Source organism: Rhodonellum psychrophilum GCM71 = DSM 17998, from assembly GCF_000381545.1.
Taxonomy (GTDB): domain Bacteria; phylum Bacteroidota; class Bacteroidia; order Cytophagales; family Cyclobacteriaceae; genus Rhodonellum; species Rhodonellum psychrophilum.
Genome location: NZ_KB906682.1, coordinates 156,406 through 178,339 on the forward strand (window position 1 = coordinate 156,406; position 21,934 = coordinate 178,339).

Consider the following 21,934-nt stretch of genomic DNA (forward strand, 5'->3'; position numbering starts at 1 on the left):
CCCAAACGGGACCCGGACTTATGCTCCAAATGGTCTGATTTTTTTGCAGTTTCAGCTCCTACTACGAAACAGAATGCATAGATCAGTTTCAATCCGTATTTTCTTTCTTGTTCACGTCATCAAGAATATAGCGCATCAATGGAAAATAGTAATTCCAGAAAAAGCTGTTTCTCTGTGAATAATCTTCAGCATCCATAAACATCCTCCAAAGTTTTGCGATTCCATAGAATCTAAAGGAACTGTTGGAGATCACATTGTCTGCAAAGTCTCCGGAAAAATAATAGAATTTCCCTTTTCCATTGGGTTTCACTACAACTGCTGGAAAATACCTGGGCAATCCCATTTCCCGAAGCATCTCTAGCCCTTCTCCTGTAGGATTGATGTCATAATAAGAAATGACCTCAAAATCCCTGTCAATCAAAACAATATCGAACCAATAGGGGTACCAAACAAATTCAGGAATCCCTATTTTGTTTCGAAAAGCCGTTCCGGTGGTAATGATAGGCACCTTGTTCAGCGTGTGTTTCTCATATTCCAAGATCTCTATTTTTCCTGTATCCTTCAGAAATACCAAGCCAGAACCTTTCAAATCCCATTGCTTGTCATGCTGTTTGTTGTAAGAATCAATCATCCAAAATGGCAATTCATCATTTAGCAAAGTATCCAGTTCATCAAAATACCGAACGATCCATCCGGTCCATTTCAACCCGACCAGGGTTTCAAATTCATTTTTGATCGCTTTTGGGGTAGGTGAGGCAATGGTGTTGAATTCAGAAATGATTGTTATTTCTTCTGTATAAGCCTTTTGTAAAAAATTGAGGTCTGCCTTGTCCATTCCTCCATAAATTTTCTTTGAAGGTCCCTGAAGCGCCTCTTTTTCAAGATCATTTTCATAAACGCCATAGGTGTCCGAAAAATAGATCAGTTCGGTCTTCTCTACCAATTCATCTATTTTTTGATCCGTCAAGCCGTTTAAGTCCTTGATGGAGTACGGACCATCTTTGGCCGGAAAAAAACCAAGATAATCTTCTTTGAAATTGAAGAAATCCCCGTTGGGTTTAACATACCTGAGGTGATTGAGCGTCCAATGGATGGAAGAATGTTCTTGGAAGTCAAGGTTGACCACGGTTTTATCTACAATGATCACGTTCAAAGTTGCTTTTGGCACCAAATTCCACAGCAAAAAGGCACCCAAGGGTATCGCCAAAAAAATGAAAAGGAAGGAGAATATCCATTTTAGCAAAACCCTAAACTCCTCTGGAATCAATTTTCCCAATTTATTTCCCATCAGAATCTAAATTCAGTTCCTATGGAAACATTCAGGTTATTCCTGAATCTTCCCGCATTGATTTCATCCTTGGAATAGCCGACAAACCCAAAGCCCATCCAACGTTCGGTCCATAGGTGTTGGTATCCCAATCTGGCCCTATACGAATTGAGCAATTGGGATTGAAAATCCCTGTTTTCTTCATCCGGAGACACGCCAGAACTGAATTGGATGCTGATAAAATCCTCCGCTCCCTTGAAGTAATAGCGGGTTTGGAAATTTCCACTCACCGAATTTCCCTCTTGGCCAGGGATCAAATTCATTCTGAAATTAAACCACCAATTGCTGACATACTTCCCAAGGGAACCCGTGATGATATGTGTCGTTTCTGAAAATTGTAAATACCTGTAACCAGCGTCCAATTCAAATGCTTTTGGAAGATTCCAATAGATACTTGATCCGAACCTGAATTTTGGAAAAAAAGAAGCTCCCGAATACCCAATATTGAAATATCCATAGGAATTTTTCCCCAAGGAAGGATAGGCATCCAACTCTACCTGGGTTCCGTTGCCATCAAACCTAGAGGAATTGGTGACCCTTGCAATCAAGGTTCCGGTCAGTTTGGTCCTGGTCCTTCCATAAATTGAATAGGTATTCCAGGGCGAAATTTGTCCTTCAAAAGAGTCATAATCATATGTGAATCCTACTGCATTTACCCTGCTGAGCCTTCGGAGAATTTGGATATAGTTCAGTAAACCTTCCAACTTTGGTGCTTTTTGGAAAACCGAGTTCGCCAATTTAAGCGCCGTTGCATAGTCTTCTTTATAATAATGTATTTTAGATTGTCTGTACTGGATTGCATTGGCCTGAGGGCCTATCTTTTCCAATGCCATTTTCAGGATTTCATCCGCTTTTTCCAAATCTTCCTGCCACAGAAGATTGTCAATGTAACCCAAATATCCATCCTCATATTCCGGACTGGCCACAATCGCCCTTTCGAAATAAAGGGATGCCGAATCATATTTACCATCCCAGCTGTAAGACCTGCCGACCAAAATCAGGACATCTGGATAGGTAGGGTATTTCTCCAGTACCTTGAAAGCTATTTCCCTACCCTCCTGCCTTTTTCCATCTAGAATCAGTTTTCTGGCTTCAATGAATAGTTTGTCCGGGTCAAAGCTTTCTTGCCCAACAGCCGGAAAAGCAAATATCCCCCACAGGAGTAGAAAAGAACACTTGATTTTGAGGTATCGTTTAATCATCGGTGGAATGGTTTGGCTTTTCAGGTATTGGAAACTTTTTGTTTGTCAGTAGCTTTATTGAAGCCTGCACGAATCATGATTCCCCAACCACCTTTGCCCCGGATAAAATCCCAATGGCCTTTCAATCCCCAGAATACGATTTTGGGATGAATCACAAAAGGTTCCAACAACACGGTAATGAGGAGTTTTCTCAGGTCTTTTTTGTCCTTGTAATTATTGTAGGCAATTTGCTCAAACAATATACTGAAGGAAGAAATCATGATAGAAAAGAAGTAAATCACCACAAACAAAACAATCAGGTAAATTGCACTGCTGTCTCCCGAAATGATCAAAAGTAGTGTGTAAAGTACGCCGAGTGTTTCCATAATGGGTGCTGCCTTTTCAAACAAAGACCAAAAGGGATAAGAAACCATGCCCATGACGCCATATTTGGGATTGAAACTGATTTTTTGGTGGAGTTGTAGCGTCTCAATGGTACCCCGCATCCATCGGTTTCTCTGTCTGGATAGGATTTCCTCGGATTCTGGCACTTCCGTCCAGCACAAAGGATCAGGAATAAAACCAACTTTATACGGGACCTTGATTTCTTCCATGTATCTCCGCATCCTGACGACAAGTTCCATGTCTTCCCCTACGGTTTTAGGAAAATAGCCTCCTACCTTGAGCACCAGCTCCCGGTCAAAAAATCCAAAAGCACCGGAAATAAGCATCAGTCCATTGAGTCTCGTCCAAGCCATCCTTCCCATCAGAAAAGCCCTAAAGTATTCGATCACCTGAAACCTTCCCAAAAGGGAATCCGGAACCCTGTATTTGATTACTGTCCCATCCTTTACCTCACAATTATTGGCAACACCGATGACGCCACCCACTGCAATGACTTTCCGATTGGTTTCTTCCATAAATGGCCGCATCATCCGGGTGAGGGAATCGCTCGAAAGAATACAATCCACATCTATACAGGCTATTATTTCTTGGCAGGCGATGTTGATTCCCACATTGAGCGCATCTGCTTTTCCTCCGTTTTCCTTGTCGACAAAGGTCAGTTTGGAATAACTGGGATTTGTGGATTTATAGATGGCCCGAACGGGCTTGGTCTCAATGGAGGGATTGTAAGCGTATTTTGTTTTGACCAAGTCAAAATTGTCAATCATCACTTGGATAGAATCATCTTTTGACCCGTCATTGATGATGATTACTTCAAATTTGCCATAATGCAATGACAAAAGACTCTTTGCATTTTGCACCAAACTTTTGGACTCATTGTAGGCGGGGGCGATCAAGGAAATCCCAGGAGCAAAGGGACTGGTAATGATGTCTCCATAATCCGAGAATTTATTTTTCCGCAGATGGTCCCGCATTTCCAGGGCGGAGAGAATGGTGGTAGACAGGTAAATCAAAATGATTGAAAAACTGTAAAGCAGGAACATAATCCCCAACACATCCATCAGTATACTGAACAATAGACTATACATGGGTCAAAATGGGGTCTTCTAGGTGTTGACAGATTCTTATTACTTCCTCTTCTTCCACACCCTTCGTCATTTCATGAAAATTATCTTTATTTAAAGTGTACATGGTGTCCATTATTGCCTTTTTGGATTCAAAATCAGTCAAAACAGCAAATCTTTCGATTAGAAGCGCTTGAGACTGGATATCTCCTAAATTCTTCAGTACAACCATGGCCTGAATCCTAAGGGCGTGAGAGTCGGAAAACAAAGCATGATGGATTTGCTCCAATTCACTTTCGGCATTCAGCGCATCATAGGTTTTCAGGATTTGGATTTTCTCAAAATCACCAGCTTTATAAAATATTCCTGAAAGACTTTTGATAGCCTCCATTTTACCCATAATCTTCACCAGCTTGATTCCAAAAATCCGAACAGACTCATTTTCTGAATCAAACAGATTTTCGATTTTTACGACTTTCTGTGAAGTCAAGAATTTGATTATCCTAAGATAAATCATTTGCTGCCATCTGGAAAGCGGATATTTTTGATTGACCAAGACTTGGAGATCACTGTCATTGGAAAGGTTCAAAATGGTCGCGACGGCATTGGATCGAATGTAAAAATTTTTTTCCATGGCAAAATCCTGAACTCGTGAAAGGGCCTCGTTGACATCCATTTCATTGATTTCAGTGATTCCCGTAGCGATAATGTCCCAGCGTTTGCTTTCCAGTTTTTTCATGGAAAAAACATGAAGATCAAGTTTTCGGTATATCAATTTCAATTTGGCTTTGAAATCCCCCTTCATGTTCTTGTTCAAACTGATGATTTCCTGAATCATCACGTTTCGAAAAAGTGATTGTGACAGGTAATTTTTCGGAAAAAACGCCTCTAAATCCTCCGTAGAATAGGCTTGGAGTTGCGCAAACTCATAATCAAAAAGCAAAGTCGAAATGGGCTCATAACATAATTTCTTGAATCTTTTGGTCAGGATTCTTTCTCTGTTTTTGCGCATTTTTACGATGACCATAATCAAAACCAAAACCACGCAAGACACCAAAAAAAAGAAAAGAATCCCAATCAAGAGAATCATCTTAATGTCATTCAAAATCTTGATTTTAATTTTATAAAGAGGTTTAAAGGGTATTTTGGCTCCTTTCAAAATCAACTCTCCTTGGTCATCAAGGCTTTGATTTCCTAAAGTCATGTCATTCAACAACAACTCATTCCGACTAAGATTGTCCAAATATTCCTCAAGCGCTGAGGTGGTGACTTCATCGTAGTAAAGAAAATAGCGAACGAATGAAGTGGAGTTGCGTGTTTTGAGAAGAGAGTCCTGCAAAAAAAGAACTGCACCATAATCAGGTAAAGAAGCGGAAGTCCACTTATTGTCGATTAGAGGCGATTTTGTAAACCCTAAATCGGTTAAATTTAGGGTTGTATCAGACACCTCCAAGTCAATTTGGTAGGAAACCCCCTGAATGATTGAATTGGAACCTAGAATTCTGCGCGAATCTTCTCCTAAAATCCCAGGAGACTGTCCAAAAGAAAAATCGGTGAAGCAAAGATTTAAAAATAAAAGTAAGTATAAATGCTTTTTGTAAAACTCTACGTTCATTGATACTAATTCTTGATTAACCTTCTTACTCTTATCGCCAACTCATTGGGATTGAATGGCTTGGGGATAAAATCAGAAGCACCTAGATTAAAGGCTTCCAACACAGTGCTTTCCTCTTCACCTAAAGAACTCAAGACTATTATCGGGATATTTGGGAAATATTTCTTAGAGTGATTGATGATTTCAATACCATTTTTGAAAGGAATCATTACGTCTGTAATGATCAAATCAAGTTGATTGTTATCAATAGCATGAATCCCTGCCAAACCGTCCTCAGCCGTTGTAACATTGTATCCATCTTTCTTTAGGCGAAAACGCACCAAGCTTGATATCAATAGATCGTCTTCAATAATTAAAACATTTTTCATATTAATATCATTTAATGATATCGAAATATACAAGATAAGAATTATAAAAAAAGTGATATTTCCCGCTTAAAAAAAGCTCAAAAATCATCAATTGATTTTGTATTATGATAATTGACGTCCAATTCCAATTAATTGCCGTTCCTACCTTTTTAATCCCTAGAAAAAAAAAAACTTTTTTCAGAAAAATATCTTTTGTTAGCTTACAAGCTTATAAAAAACCAATAACAGAAGGTACAAATGAATATCAACCCAAATATTAAGCTTTTTGGTAGCTTATTGATTTTGGTTCTTTGCACTTCCCTTTCACCCTTGATTGCCCAAAGTGATCCTACCGGAGAAAAGAGAGTTACAGGAACCTATGCCATTACCAATGCCACCATCACCACAGCGCCAGGAAAGTCAATGGCTGGTGCCACCATTCTCATCAAAGATGGATTGATTCATGCGGTAGGCACCAATCTCAGTTTACCCGCTGAAACACAGCTGATCAAGGCAGATTCACTTTTTATTTATCCCGGATTCATCGATGGTGCCAGCAATTCAGGCATCACAAAACCCAACGATCCACAAAAAGGCGAAAATTTCAACCCTTCTGATCCCTCCGATGAATTGGCTGGAATCACCCCCTGGAGACAGGTGATGGATCATTTTGATCCCAAAAGCAATCAAATCGCAGATTGGAGAAAAACAGGATTCACCATCGCACAATTGATTCCCGATGGTGGGATGCTTACAGGCAAGTCGGCAATTGTCGTCTTTGGCAACAGCAAGTCCTCCAATGTGTTGGCGCAAAACACTGGCCTTTATGCCAAATTCAGAGGGTCAAGAGGGACCTATCCTGCCACAACCCTTGGTGTCATGGCCAAATTCAGGGATCTCTACAAAAACGCGGAATTGTCTGCCCAACACGCTCGGATTTTTGCTTCCGCAGCGGGTTTGACCAGACCGGAAATCAACAAAACCTATGAGGCATTTTATCCAGTTTTGGACAAAAACATCCCGATCCTTTTTGAGGTAGCGGACGATCTTGAAATCCGCAGAGCATTGAGCTTACAAAAAGAGCTTGGATTTCGGATGGTTCTCGTGGGCGTCACCGATGTGGATCGCGTCATCGATGAGATCAAAGGATCAGATACCAAGATTTTACTCAGCTTGAATTTACCGGATGACAAAGCTTTCAAGGACAAAAAAGACAATGAAAGTGAGGACATCAAATCCAGGTTGGACCGCGTCAAGGCTGCACATCAGAATGCCTTGAAACAAGCTGGAATCCTCGAAAAAGCAGGGGTCAAATTCGGATTTATCACCTTGGGTGCCAAATCAGGAGACATGATGAAAAACATCCGACTTATGGTTGCCAATGGACTCAGTGAGGATGCTGCTTTGGCCGCTTTGACGATCAACAATGCCGAAATACTGAATATTCAGAAATTCACCGGAACCTTGGAAAAAGGGAAATTGGCCAATTTGATCATTTCCACCAAGCCAATATTCGCTGAGGAAGCTGAAGTGAAATATGTGATGGCTGATGGATACTTATTTGATTATGACTTGAAAGCCAAAAATAAAGGAAATGGGATTGAAGGGGTTTGGGAATATACTTCGGAAACTCCCGCCGGCAGTTCTGGCGGAACAATCGAAATCAAGAAAGGGGATGCAGGATATACCGGTACCATCACCTACGATGATCCAGCCGGGACAGGGAAGGCGAGCACAGGAATGAATTCCATCACCTATTCAGACAATACCCTGAGTTTCAATTTTGAGGTCCCCGTAGAAGGGAATCTCCTTAAGGTAAATGTGACTGGAGAAATTAAAGGCGGATCGTTCGAGGGCAACCTATCCATTGCGGAATATGGAAGTTTTCCAATGAAGGCCAATAAAAAACCAAACCTTTAATCACCAATCAGATGAAGAAATTTACCTCAATAATAGCTGCTTTATTGGTCTTGGGAAGCATGCCATCAATGGCCCAAACCCAAAAAGGATCAATCCTGATCAAAAATGCAACCGTGATCACCATTACCAATGGGACATTGGAAGATACAGATGTGCTGGTTGAAAATGGCATTATCAAGAAAGTCGGGAAAAACCTCAGCGCTTCGAATGTTCAAACCATAGATGCCACTGGCAAATTCCTTATGCCAGGAATCATAGATGCCCATTCCCATGTGGGCTTAGATGCCGTCAATGAAGCCACCTCCCCCATTACTTCAGAAGTGAAAATGGAAGATGTAGTCAATCCATATGATGTGGGAATTTACCGCGCATTGGCAGGTGGCGTGACCATCTCCCATGCAATGCACGGTTCTGCGAATGCGATCGGTGGTCAGAACATTACCCTGAAACACCGATTCGGAACCAGCAATCCCCAAGATCTATTCATGCAGGACGCAGCCCGAACGATCAAGTTTGCCCTGGGGGAAAACCCAACGAGGGTTCACGGTCGAGGCAACAACAATCAACCCCGAACCAGAATGGGTGTTGAGGCAGTTATCCGAAACGGTTTCAATGAGGCCATCCAATACAAAAAGACCTGGGAAGACTACAATGCCGCTTTGAAGAAAAAAGGAGCCACTCCCATTCCTCCTAAATTTGATACGCGCCTGCAAACCTTGGTGGATATCCTTGACGGAAAGATCATCATCCACTGTCATTCTTATCGTGCCGATGAAATCTACATGTTGATCAATGTCTGCAGGGAATTCAACATCACAAACATTGTTTTCTCCCACGTCAACGAAGGCTTTAAAGTCGCTCCGGAACTGGCCGAATACACTATGGGTGCTTCTATTTTTGCGGATTGGTGGGCATACAAGTTTGAAGTTTATTATTCCACAGCTTACAATGCGGCCATACTGACGAAAAATGGAGTGGTCACTTCCATCAATTCTGATTCAGGGGAATTGATCCGTCACCTCTACCACGAAGCGGGAAAAGCACAACGCTACGGAGAATTGACAGATGACCAAACACTCGCATTGATTACGATCAATCCTGCCAAGCAATTGGGGATCGCCGATAAGGTCGGGTCCATCGAAGAAGGAAAACAAGGGGATTTGGTGATTTTCAATGAACATCCACTCTCTGTTTATGCCATTCCACAAATGACTTTCGTCGATGGGGTCAAATATTTTGACATCAATACCGATGCGAATGACATGCGGATCAAGGTAAGTGCAACAGACGCAGTTGAACCGATCTTTCTCAAGGAACATGATGAAAGATGCATGCATGGTGTTGATTTCTTCTTCACCAACTTCGGTAGGAATCTATTTGAACATTCCCATTAAAAGAACCTTGGATACTCCAAAACACTATTCAACATGATGAAATTTAGAGCAATATTATATACAGTTGCATTGGCCTTGTCACCGATTTTGGCGCAGGCCCAATTTGACGGAGAATTCATAAAGCCCAGAAATGGAAGGTTTCTTCTGCAGAATGCCACCATCGTCACAGTGACCAAAGGAACGATTCAAAATGGAAGCGTCCTGATCGCCAACGGTAGAATCGAAGCCGTGGGAACCAATGTGGCAGCAGGAGATGCCGAAGTAATCGATTGTTCAGGCCAATTCATTTATCCCGGAATGTTTGATGGAGGAAGTCAATTGGGCTTGGTAGAGGTTGGTTCACTGGCCGAAACCCAGGATTATGCCGAAATCGGTCAAGTAACCCCAAACATGCAAGCCCTTGTAGCCGTCAATCCAAATTCAATAGCGATACCCGTGACACGTGTCAGCGGGGTGACGACGATATTGGCCACACCTTCGGGTGGAATGTTTCCTGGAACAGCCGCATTGATCAATCTCAATGGATACACGCCAGATCAAATGTATGCTGGTTTTAAAGGTGTGATCCTTAATTTCCCCTCCTCCGCTAGAAGAAGCACTTGGGACAGAAGAAGCGACGAGGATGTCAAAAAAGATGCTGAGAAAGCACAGAAAAACCTAAACGATATCTGGGAAAGAGCCACAACTTATCATCAATTGGTAAGCGCAAAAGCAGCTTTGCCTTATTACCCAGAAATGGAGCAATTGGCAAAAGTGGTCTCCGGTGAATTGCCGCTTTTGGTAGAAGTGAATGCGGCTAGTGACATCGAGTTGGCCATCAAATGGCTTGAAAACAAAGAAATAAAAGCGATTCTGACAGGTGTGGCCGAAGGCTGGAGAGTAGCCGATAAAATCGCAGCAGCGAATTTGCCCGTGATCACTGGACCGATGCTCGCCATACCGACCAGACAATCAGACAGATTTGATGCTTCCTACACCAATCCAGGCAAAATGGCGAAAGCAGGGGTAAAAGTGGTGATTCGCTCCAATGATTCCGAAAACACCAGAAACCTTCCCTTCAATGCCGGCTTTGCCGCAGCCTATGGAATGGGAAAGGAAGAAGCCTTGAAAGCGGTGACCATCAATTCTGCCGAGGTCTTTGGCGTAGCCGATAGATTGGGTTCCATTGAAGTGGGAAAAGATGCCACGCTTTTCGTTTCCACAGGTGATCCTTTTGAAACCAGATCACAGATCCGCCATGTATTTATCGACGGATTTAGGGTTCCGATGAGCAACAGACACATTCGATTCTATCAGGAGTTTTTGGAAAGAAGCCCGGGATTGGAGAAAAATTAAATTGTTCAGCCCTTCTAAAAAATCCGGATCTGTTTGTTCAGGTCCGGATTTTTTTTGTTTTTTAACCCGTGTTATGCATTGCGAATTCAATTCAAGATTGTAATTAACTGATGGTCGGTTAGATGTTGATTTTTATTGACATCACCCTATTTGTGTCAGAAATTAGTCTCCAAATAGCCTGATTTTCCGGCAATGTCAATCCCAATAGGAAACCCATTTCAGACTCCGGTTTAACCAGTCAAAACGCAGGATCTGAAGTTTGCTTTTTCGCTAAATTTTGAATCCGATTTTTTAACAATCTTTGAAAAACCTCAACCAACAAAAGGCCCAGAATACTGTAAAAATTCACCTCGATTTGCTCAATGAATTTCGCTGGGACATCCAGCTGTTTTTTGTTATGGATTCGTAATAATTATTGCCTATGAATGGTGTGTTTTTATTCAATTGCATGCTAAGTTTGATAAATTTTAGGATAGCAATAAAATAAAAATCCAGCTGATTTTTTGAGGAAAAAAAAACCGAGAAAATTCATAATGCTATTCAATATCGTCTCTGAATGGGTTTTCAGTTCTACTCTTCGGACCTGAAAAATCAGGATTTTTATTTTTTGGACAATTATGCATTATAATTTTTGACGTTTTCGTCCATTGATTTTTGAAGTTCCCAATAGGCAAAAAGAAGTTCCCCGGGTTCATGTTTCAAAAACGTCTTTCGGAACATAGTTTCCTGACAAAATTCAGGAATTTTCCCTTCATTACAGCTCCTACCGTGAATTGTTCAATTTTTTGAACTGTTCAAAATCACCCAAACCGTTAGCGACATATGAAGAAATTCTACCCAACCGAATCACCAAGCCACCTATTCAATCGCTTATTTTTCTCAAGTCTGAGGAGAGCGCAAGGCCAGAGTTTTGAATCCAAAAACCAAGCCTTGAAAGCTGGGAGTTCTCTTTCTGAGGAAGAAGGAAAATCCAGATTCCAACCTTTTTTAGAAAATCATTTCAGCCGAATTTTCATCAATTTTTTCTGTGTTGAAACCGTGAAGTCGTTTGCAATTTCTTTCACTACATCCCACTCATTTCTTCCGGATTTTGCGGGAGAAGTTGGGACTGAATTTGATCCCTATCAAATCCAAAATCAGCATCAGCCAAAATCAATCGGGTCATTTTGTTACTTCCATTTCATCCTCAACAATGACCTCGAGGAAATTTCATTAAGATGCTCAGAAATCCAATCATCCACTGCAAATCACATTTTCTTTTACCGGAGAATTTCAAAATGCCTACGCCTCTAAAGGCAGCTTTTGAAATTTTACCCTTGTTGAATTATTGACGGGTCTGTAAGTGTGTTTGAAAAAAACATACTGTGAAAAAACGCAATGGCCCACCCAAATCTCTGATTTTATGGAATACTTATTTATTAAAAATTTGAAAATGGCCAAATCAAAGCTGTTCGAAAGGTTGATACAAAAATTGAATCTACGATCCAGTTTAGTGCTCCCTATCCCTACCCCTTCAAAAATACATGTTGTTCTTGCATGTTTTTTCTCTATTTTAATGGGTTTACATTCACCTACAGTGGGACAAACAATTGTCCCACAGGCTGGTATAAATAATGGTATTGTTACAGCCATTGCTGAAGATGACAATAATTTCTATATCGGGGGAACATTTACATCAGTGGGTGGTTCCAGACCCGGTAGAATTGCAAAAATCTCCACAACAAATGACCAAGTTACAGTCAATCAGCCTTTAGCTGATCGAAATGTAAACGTAGTGGTTCCTGACGGTTCAGGCGGTTGGTTTATTGGAGGGTCGATAAGGCTAATTGACGGATTACAAAGGTTAGGGATTGCCCATATCCTCAGCGATGGAACATTAGACCTCGAATGGAATCCAATTATAAGTGCCCCCGCTACAGTCAATTCTATTGCAGTTTCCGGAAGTGATGTGTATGTGGGCGGATCGTTTTCCACAGTCGGCGGGCAAACCCGTAATAGATTAGTCAAATTAAACAAGACAACGGGCGAGGTTGATCCCGATTGGAATCCTAATGCTAACAGTATTGTCAATACTATTGCTGTATTGGGAAGTGATATTTATGTTGGCGGATTTTTTACCACAGTTGGAGGACTAACCCGTAATAGAATAGTCAAATTAAACAATACAACAGGAGAAGTAGATGCTTCTTGGAATCCAAACCCAAATAATTTAGTTCAAAAAATTACTATTTCCGGTGATGATATTTACGTGAGTGGTGATTTTTCCTCAATTGGAGGTCAAACACGTAATGGATTAGCCAAATTAAACAAGACTACGGGTCTTGCAGATGTCACTTGGGACCCTGGTATTAAACCTGTTATGGATATCGCTATATCGGGTGATGCTATTTATGTGGGAGGTAATTTTACCTCAGTCGGAGGAGAAACACGCAATCGCTTAGCCAAAATAAACAATACAACGGGAGAAGCTGATCCTTCTTGGAATCCCGATTCCAATGGTATTATCAATTCGATTGCAATATCAGGAAGTGATGTCTATGTAGGTGGGAACTTTACAACGGTCGGTGGGCAAAGTCGGAACCGACTCGCAAAGTTAAACAATACCACTGGGACTGCGGATCCTAATTGGGATCCTAAAGCTAACAATACTGTAAATTCCATAGCGATATCTGGAAGTGATGTCTTTTTTGGTGGAGCGTTTACTATTTTGAACGATATAGCTAGGAATCGAGTCGCTCGAATCTCCAAAATAACCAATGAGATAGACCCTGATTGGAATCCAAATGCTAACAATTTTGTCAGTACGATTGTGGTATCGGGTAGCGATATTTATTTGGGGGGAACATTCACAAATGTGGGAGGTCAGTCCCTTAACCGATTGGCAAAGGTAAACAATACCACAGGAGATGCTGATGCTGATTGGAATCCCAATGCTAACGGTGAGGTCAGCACGATAAAAATAGCCGATAGCGATATTTATTTGGGAGGAGCATTTACTACCATAGGGGGGCAAACCCGAAATAGAATTGCCAAAATAAACAAAACAACAGGGGCATTGGACCCTGACTGGAATCCTATTGCTAACGGTACTGTCCGTACTATAGCCATATCGGGTAGCGATATTTATTTAGGAGGAGCATTTACTACTACAGGTGGCCAAATCCGAAACAGAATCGCCAAAATAAATAAAGCAACAGGAGCTTTAGATCCCGATTGGAATCCCAATGCAGGAAGTACTGCTGGCAATGAGGTCTTTTCAATTGCTGTATCGGGAGATGATATTTATGTGGGTGGAATTTTTAATTCTTTGGGAGGACTGCCCCGTAGCCGAATTGCTAAATTAAACAATACGACTGGGGCTGCGGATCCCGTTTGGAATGCAAATGGTGCCAACGGTGTTAATTCAATTGCCATCTCTGGGAGTAATATTTATGTTGGTGGATCTTTCACCACCATTGGAGGCGCATCCCGTCTTAATTTGGCCAAACTTAATAATACGGATGGGGCTGTCGATCCCATGTGGATTGCAGATGCAGGAAATATCAGTCCCACCGCCTCTTCCGTTTCAGTGAATATTGTTGTAGTTTCCGCTAATTACCTTTATGTAGGAGGATCCTTTTCCTCAATCCAAGGAAAATCAATAGCTAGATTTGTGGTCTTGAAAAATACAAATGATCCACCAGCGGCCCCATCTGCTCCAATTGATCTCGCTGTTATCCAGAAGAATGGCGAGGTAGAGATGACCTTCACCGCTGGTCCGGATGGGGGAAGTGCAATTACAAACTACGAATACTCACTTGACGAAGGAGACACATGGGTGACACTGGATCCAGTCCAAACCACCTCACCCCTTACCATCACCGGTATTGACAATACTGTTTCCTATACTATTCAGCTTCGTGCAGTCAATGCCGCAGGAGCGGGAACGGCGAGCAGTTCAGTTGCTGTCCCTGCTCTATTTGCAGGAGGAACAGGTACAGAATCAGACCCTTACCAGATTGAAAACTGGGAGCAACTTCAAAACATAGGAGTAACCATCAGCTCTTGGCTGTATTATGAGCTAACGACAAATCTGAATGAATCTTCATTTGGATATGAGCAGTACGCAAGTGAAAATGCCAACTCAGGATTAGGGTGGGTCTTGGAAGGTGATTTCATAGGACGCTTTGACGGGAATTTTCATACAATCAGCGGTCTACATATCAACCGGCCAACCGAAGATAATATTGGACTTTTTAGGACCACCTATGGAAGCGCTCGGATAATTAATCTAGGTCTTTTGGATGTTTCTATTGTTGGGAAAGATTTCGTGGGAGGAGTCACAGGATTGAAATATGCCGGAGAGTTTAGTAAAGTGTTTGTGACAGGAAGCGTATCTGGAGTAAATCAGGTCGGAGGAATAGCAGGTCGCGGTTATAGTGGTGGCTCAATAAATGACTCGTATACTGAGGTGACAGTTACTTCTACAGGTAATAATGTCGGGGGATTTGTAGGACTAAATCATGACGGAAGTTCCATTTACAGAAGTTATTCGGCAGGGACAGTTACAGGTACTGGTACCAATATCGGAGGATTTACTGGATTTATGGAAAATGGAGGAAGAGCTGAAAATTCCTTCTGGAATACAGATACCTCAGGATTGTCAACCAGTGCCGGAGGAATAGGCAAGACTTCTGCAGAGATGAAAACCTTGTTCACTTTTACAGACTGGGATTTCGAAACAACCTGGAAAATTAATCCATCCGGTTATTTGTCTTATCCTTATTTACAGGGGATCAGTTATGATGAACCTGAAGCCGATCCCTCAGTAAATCCGATTCCCGGATTGGAAGAAGTTCTCTATGCAGGAGGATCAGGTACAGAATCAGACCCTTATAAGATCAGTGATTGGGGACATTTGCACAATGTCAGAAAAAACCTTACTGCTTTTTTTATCCTGAATAATGATTTGGATGAGAATTCAACTGGATACTCGAAGTATGCATCTTCTACCGCCAATGATAATGCCGGATGGTTGCCGATCAAAATGGGAAGTAGTTATTTTTCTGGAGAGTTTGATGGAAATTTGAATGAGATCAAAGGGCTTTACATCAATCGGCCAAGTGAACGGGTTGGCCTATTTGAACAAATTCGTGATGGTGGCCGGGTAAAAAATATTTACTTAGTTGAATTTAATTTCATAGGAAGCAATGGAGGGAGTTTAGCAGGTGGATTAGCCGAAGTTTCTATCTCTAATGTGCATGTTCGGAACACCTCCATTTCAGCGACTTCAAACGTTGGAGGGCTTTCGGGTAGTATGTCAGGAGGATCAATCATTTCAGGATCTTCCAGCTCTGGTTCTATTTCTGGCACAGGTGTGCAAGTAGGAGGTTTGGTCGGTACGATAGGCAACTCTCAGGTTATTTATTCTTTTAGTTCTGCCTTGATATCAGGGGGAACCAGAGTAGGCGGTTTGGTTGGAAGTTCGTCATATGGTACCATCTCAAATTCATACAGTATTGGAGATGTAACAGTCACTACTGATTTAGGTGGAGGTCTGATTGGATATGTGCTTGGTGGGACTGTTGCAAACTCCTACGGTGCAGGTGCTGTAAGTGGTGCCGGAACCAATCAGGGAGGCCTGGTTGGTCAAGCACTGGATAATCCAACTTTTACCAATTCCTTCTGGGATACCGAAACCTCAGGTAAGGCGACTTCAGCAGCTGGTACAGCCAAGACTACTGAGGAGATGAAAACCCAGTCCACGTTTACCGGCTGGGATTTTACCGCTGGAACCGGCAATTGGTCTATCAATCCAACAGGATATTTTTCTTATCCTTATTTACAAGCTATAACATATGATGAACCTGGTTCTGAACCAGAAGTCAACCCGATTCCTGGATTGGATACTCCTCCATTTGCAGGTGGGAAAGGTACCGAGTTGGAACCTTATCAGATTGAAGATTGGGAGCACCTTTATAATATCCGCAATTTTGAAACGAATTATTTCATTTTAAATAATGACCTCAACGCTGCAAGTTCAGGCTATGAAACCTACGCAGCCCAAGCAGCCAATTCAGGCGCTGGATGGCTACCTCCCTTTAGTCTTAATAATATTTACTTAGATGGAAAAGGATTTACGATAGGAGATCTTTTTATCAATAGAAAGGTTACGGGTGGCTATAACACGGGGTTGTTTGGAGGCCTTAATAATTCATCTATTAAAAACCTTGTCTTGGAAGATTTTCAGGTGGTTGGTGCAAATACTACCGGTGCACTTGTCGGCTATGCAGAATCTGTAGTTTTTGACAATGTTCACGTCATCAATGCAAATATATCTTCCATTGAATATAATACTGGCTTATTAATTGGAAGAGGCGTTTTTTCAAATGTTCTGAATTCATCGGCAGAGGGGATTCTTTCAGGCGAATATAGGCTTGGAGGCATTTTTGGGGGATTAGACTTTGGGAAAATTGAAAACAGTTTTGCCAAAGTAACAATCACAGGCACTCAAGCAATCGGTGGATTGGTTGGAATGTATTATGTAAACCCGAGTCAAATTGCCATCAAACAATCATTTGCATCTGGAACGATCTCAGGTTCCGGAAATCTTGGGGGACTGATTGGGCAATCTTACAACAGCAAAGTCCACGATTCTTACTCTCAAGTCGATGTCAAAGGAACCGGAAATAACATCGGAGGACTCATTGGATCCGGGGAAAATACTGAATTCCTGAATAGTTACGCCACAGGAAAAGTCCAAGGAGCAGGATCAGTTGGGGGTATTTCTGGTGGCGGAAGTATAATTTCAAATTCGTTTTGGGATAAAGAGACTACCGGCCAAGAGGGAAATGCAGATGGTGGCACTGGGCTACTAACAGCTGAGTTAAAGGATAAAAATCTGTATTTGAATGCATCTTGGGATTTTGAAACGGTTTGGGAAATAAAGGTTTCGGCTGAAGATGAAGGATACATTTCATATCCATATCTCCAAGCTTTTACTTACGATGAAATAGGGGCAAGTCCAGAAGTCAATCCGATTCCGGGATTAGTTCCGGTTTCTTTACCTGAACTAACTACTGCTACCTCTATCAATGTGACTACAGTTTCTGCTACACTCGGCGGAGAAGTTACTTCTGACGGTGGGGTAGCAGTAACGGAGCGAGGTATTGTTTGGTCGGTTAATACCAACCCTACCATTACCGACACAAAAATTGAAATGGGTTCTGGCATTGGCACTTTCTCTGAAACCGTTATCGGATTGCCAACTGGTTCTACGATTTATGTGAGAGCTTATGCGACCAATTCGATGGGAACTGCTTATGGTGAGGAGGTAGTTTTTGATACTCAATCACCTTCTCCTCCGACCTTAACCAGCACTCCGATCACAACCATTCCTTATGGTCAATTTTACAATTATACTATTGAAGGGTCGGAAGAGAGTGAATTAGAAACAACAATCAGTGCACCTACTTTGCCATCATGGTTAAGTTTCAACACAAGCGAGTCTGGACCAGCATCGTTAGCGGGGACGGTACCTAATGGAGTTCGACTTAGAGGTGCAGCTGCGGACAATGATGGAAATATTTATACCATTCGAACAGATGGTACTCAGATCTTTAAAATCACCCCCGATGGTACCAGTACTTCTTGGAGGTCAGGAATTTTTGGAAATGTCTTCTCACTGCATATTGCTAATGGTTACCTCTATATTTCAAGAAATAATAATTTTTCAAATGCTATCACTCGAGTGCCGTTGAATAATCCGTCAGCTGAGGAAGAGGTTTTCTTGTCAAGATCAGGTGGAGTAATCTCCTTGATAGATAAAGATGGCTTCATCTATGCTGCAAATTATCCTTCAAGTGAGATTCTAAAAATCAATGAGACTACCAAAGAAGTTTCAGTTGTATTGAGTGATCTGTTTTCAAATAGTCCATTTGGATTGACGATTGATAATGACAACAATTTATTTTTTGCAGCTTTCGAAATGAATTCAATCCTGAAATATGATGGAATTGAGTTAATTACAGTTTTATCAGACTTACCGAAGGGACCAACCTCCATCAAAACAGACGATAGCGGTAATTTTTACATATCAATGGATAATGGAGGTATAAGAAAATACAGCTCTGATTTTTCTTCTTTTGAAGTAGTGTCTATGGGTGCTTCAGATAATATTTGGAGTTTATCGCTAAGTTCTAGTGGTCTTTTGGTATATGCAAAAGTCAACACCAATGAAGTTTATCGTCTTCAGACAAGGGATGTATTGACAGGTACTCCAGCCAAATCAGATTTAGGAGATCATCCGGTTACTCTCCGAGCTACGAATGATGCAGGCTTTACTGAGCAGTCGTTTACCATTACAGTGACTGATGAAAGCGCACCATTCATCACTACCCTTTCACCTGCTAACAATGCGACGAATGTGGCTCTTCAGCCTACACTTATCCTCACTTTTGACGAAGAAGTGGACTTGGGGAATACAGGGGTATTCAAACTTTCTAAAGTAGGAGAGGATCATTGCACCTTGGTATCCATCTTTGAATTTGACCTAATCGATCCAGAGGTTCGTGCGTTATTCGTGCTTTCCGAAGATAGACTTAGTGTATCCCTATCGATCACCGAAAATCTTTCTTTAAATACTCAAATCCTAGTGGAGATTCCGCAAGGCTTTGTGGTGGATGGTTCGGATAATTCTATTGAAGGATTCTCTGCAGCTTCCTACACATGGACTTTCACCACACGGAATAAAAACGAGCAGACGATCACATTCGATGAGATTGGAGAAAAAACCTATGGTGATCTTACCTTTACCTTAGGAAATGCGGTGACAGACCGAGGACTGACGGTGACTTATACCGCCGAAGACCCAACGGTAGTCAGCATCAGCGGAAATCAGGCCACTATTCTAAAAACGGGTACTACTAAAATTACAGCAACTCAGGCTGGTGATGAGGAGAATTTTGCGGCAGAATCGGTGGAGCAGAACTTAACGGTCAATCAAAAAGCCTTGACCGTAACAGCCGATGAAAACCAGAGCAAGGTTTACGGATCAGTAGATCCAAGTTTGACCTATAGGTTGACTTCTGGAGAGTTAATTGGTGAAGACGAATTCACCGGAACACTCACCAGGGCCGAAGGCGAGGACGTAGGCAACTTTGAAATCATCCAAGGCAGTTTGACAGCTGGAGACAACTATACGATTGCCTTCACAGGCGCTGACTTTTCGATCACACCAGCAGAAATTACAGCCATCACCTTCGAAGACGGAAGCTTTGTTTACGACGGCACTGCCAAGTCACTTGAAATTGAAGGAAAACTTCCACAGGGAACAAACCTGGCTTATTCCAACAACTCCAGAACGGATGTCGGAAGCCAGACAGTAATCGCAACCATCACAGGTGACAATTACAGCACACTGGAACTGACTGCAACATTGGCAATCACACCCGCTACAGTAACCGGAATCGAATTCAATGGTGAAAGCTTTGTCTTTGACTTTTCGACCAAGTCCCTAGTGATAGAAGGAACACTTCCACAGGGAACAAGCGTGTCTTACTCCAACAACTCCAGAACGGATGTCGGAAGTCAAGAAGTGACTGCAACGATCACAGGTGACAACTTTACCACATTGGAATTGACCGCAACATTGGCAATCACCCCAGCCACAATTGAAGGAATCACTTTCGAAAACGGAAGCTTTGTTTACGATGGAAATGCCAAGTCCCTTGAAATTGAAGGAATACTTCCGGATGGAACAAGTGTGGCTTACTCCAACAACAGCAGAACGGATGTGGGAAGCCAAACGGCAACCGCAACGATCACGGGTGACAATTTCACCACACTGGTATTGACTGCAACATTGGCAATCACCCCAGCCACAATCGAAGGCATCACCTTCGAAAACGGAAGCTTTGTTTACAATGGAAATTCCAAATCACTTGCGATAGCTGGCGCACTTCCAGATGGAACTTCTGCAGCATACAGCAACAACTCCAGAACGGATGTGGGAAGCCAAACGGCAACCGCAACGATCACGGGGGACAATTTCACCACACTGGTACTGACTGCTACTTTGGCAATCACCCCTGCCCCTATCGAAGGCATTACTTTCGAGAACGGAAGCTTTGTCTTTGACGGTTCGGCCAAGTCGCTTGCAATAGCTGGCGAACTTCCGGAAGGAACTTCTGTCTCCTACAGCAACAACAGCCTGACCAATGTCGGAAGCCAAACGGCAACCGCAACCATCACGGGTGACAATTTCACCACGCTGGTAATGACCGCTACTTTGGCAATCACCCCAGCCACAATTGAAGGAATCACCCTCGAAAACGGAAGCTTTGTCTTTGACGGTTCGGCCAAGTCACTTATGATTACCGGTACTTTACCGGAAGGAACAAGCGTAAGTTATGCTGACAATTCCAGAACGGATGTGGGAAGTCAGACGGCTACCGCAACGATCACGGGTGACAATTACAGCACGCTGGTACTGACTGCTACTTTGGCAATCACCCCTGCCCCTATCGAAGGAATTACTTTCGAAAACGGAAGCTTTGTCTTTGACGGTTCGGCCAAGTCGCTTGAAATAGCTGGCGAACTTCCAGATGGAACCTCAGTAGCATACAGCAATAACAGCCTGACCAATGTGGGAAGTCAAACGGCAACCGCAACGATCACAGGTGACAACTACAGCACGCTGGTAGTGACTGCTACTTTGGCAATCACCCCGGCAACTGTTGAAGGAGTTACTTTCGAGAACGGAAGCTTTGTTTACGATGGAAATGCCAAGTCGCTTGAAATAGCTGGCGAACTTCCTGAAGGAACTTTAGTAGCATACAGCAATAATTCCAGAACGGATGTAGGAAGCCAAACGGCAACTGCAACGATCACAGGTGACAATTTCACCACACTGGTACTGACCGCTACTTTGGCAATCACACCGGCCACAATCGAAGGCATCACTTTCGGAAACGGAAGCTTTGTCTTTGACGGTTCGGCCAAGTCGCTTGAGATTGAAGGAATACTTCCTGAAGGAACTTCAGTAGAATACAGCAACAACAGCCTGACCAATGTCGGAAGCCAAACGGCAACCGCAACCATCACCGGGGACAACTTTACCACACTGGTACTGACTGCAACTTTGGCAATCACACCGGCAACTGTCGAAGGCATTACTTTCGAAAACGGAAGCTTTGTCTTTGACGGTTCAGCCAAATCGCTTGCAATAGCTGGCGAACTTCCGGAAGGAACTTCTGTAGCATACAGCAACAATTCCAGAACGGATGTTGGAAGCCAAACGGCTACCGCAACGATCACGGGGGACAATTTCACCACACTGGTACTGACTGCTACTTTGGCAATCACCCC

At 42.4% G+C, this 21,934-nt stretch carries 9 protein-coding genes; 4 read left to right on the forward strand and 5 right to left on the reverse strand.

Annotated features, from left to right (window positions below; translation table 11 throughout):
- Positions 1-88 precede the first annotated feature (88 nt).
- From F824_RS0115690 to F824_RS0115710, 5 genes are all read right to left on the reverse strand, one after another.
- On the reverse strand, positions 89-1,288 hold the full coding sequence (locus F824_RS0115690) for a hypothetical protein (protein ID WP_019598872.1): 1,200 nt from the start codon (positions 1,286-1,288) through the stop codon (positions 89-91).
- Complete coding sequence (locus tag F824_RS0115695; protein ID WP_019598873.1) at positions 1,288-2,529, reverse strand: YaiO family outer membrane beta-barrel protein; 1,242 nt, start codon at positions 2,527-2,529, stop codon at positions 1,288-1,290. Before F824_RS0115695 ends, F824_RS0115690 begins: the two co-directional genes overlap by 1 nt.
- Positions 2,530-2,549: 20 nt before the next feature.
- Positions 2,550-4,001, reverse strand: a complete 1,452-nt coding sequence (locus F824_RS0115700) for a glycosyltransferase family 2 protein (RefSeq protein ID WP_031327211.1) — start codon at positions 3,999-4,001, stop codon at positions 2,550-2,552.
- A complete protein-coding gene (locus F824_RS0115705; RefSeq protein WP_139189866.1) occupies positions 3,994-5,424 on the reverse strand; it encodes a hypothetical protein in 1,431 nt (476 codons plus the stop codon). The genes F824_RS0115700 and F824_RS0115705 overlap by 8 nt, the downstream gene beginning before the upstream one ends.
- Positions 5,425-5,597: 173 nt before the next feature.
- On the reverse strand, positions 5,598-5,960 hold the full coding sequence (locus F824_RS0115710; RefSeq protein WP_019598876.1) for a response regulator transcription factor: 363 nt from the start codon (positions 5,958-5,960) through the stop codon (positions 5,598-5,600).
- A gap of 237 nt (positions 5,961-6,197) precedes the next feature.
- Between F824_RS0115710 and F824_RS0115720 the strand changes: the two genes are divergently transcribed.
- The 4 genes from F824_RS0115720 to F824_RS0115750 form a co-directional block, all read left to right on the forward strand.
- Positions 6,198-7,859 carry an amidohydrolase family protein gene (locus F824_RS0115720; protein WP_019598878.1) on the forward strand — a complete coding sequence of 554 codons (1,662 nt, stop codon included), beginning with the start codon at positions 6,198-6,200 and terminating at the stop codon, positions 7,857-7,859.
- Between the two features lie 11 nt (positions 7,860-7,870).
- Positions 7,871-9,253 (forward strand): amidohydrolase family protein, encoded by a 1,383-nt coding sequence (locus tag F824_RS0115725; protein ID WP_019598879.1) that lies wholly within the window; start codon positions 7,871-7,873, stop codon positions 9,251-9,253.
- Between the two features lie 33 nt (positions 9,254-9,286).
- Complete coding sequence (locus tag F824_RS0115730) at positions 9,287-10,588, forward strand: amidohydrolase family protein (protein ID WP_019598880.1); 1,302 nt, start codon at positions 9,287-9,289, stop codon at positions 10,586-10,588.
- A gap of 1,576 nt (positions 10,589-12,164) precedes the next feature.
- A partial coding sequence (locus F824_RS0115750; RefSeq protein ID WP_211218921.1) for an MBG domain-containing protein occupies positions 12,165-21,934 on the forward strand: 9,770 nt, incomplete at its 3' end.

What these genes read in the sequence shown, in the direction of transcription:
- F824_RS0115690 (WP_019598872.1), bottom strand. Translation starts at nt 1,288, where the DNA reads ATGGGAAATAAATTGGGAAAATTGATTCCAGAGGAGTTTAGGGTTTTG.
- F824_RS0115695 (WP_019598873.1), bottom strand. Translation starts at nt 2,529, where the DNA reads ATGATTAAACGATACCTCAAAATCAAGTGTTCTTTTCTACTCCTGTGG.
- F824_RS0115700 (WP_031327211.1), bottom strand. Translation starts at nt 4,001, where the DNA reads ATGTATAGTCTATTGTTCAGTATACTGATGGATGTGTTGGGGATTATG.
- F824_RS0115710 (WP_019598876.1), bottom strand. Translation starts at nt 5,960, where the DNA reads ATGAAAAATGTTTTAATTATTGAAGACGATCTATTGATATCAAGCTTG.
- F824_RS0115720 (WP_019598878.1), top strand. Translation starts at nt 6,198, where the DNA reads ATGAATATCAACCCAAATATTAAGCTTTTTGGTAGCTTATTGATTTTG.
- F824_RS0115725 (WP_019598879.1), top strand. Translation starts at nt 7,871, where the DNA reads ATGAAGAAATTTACCTCAATAATAGCTGCTTTATTGGTCTTGGGAAGC.
- F824_RS0115730 (WP_019598880.1), top strand. Translation starts at nt 9,287, where the DNA reads ATGATGAAATTTAGAGCAATATTATATACAGTTGCATTGGCCTTGTCA.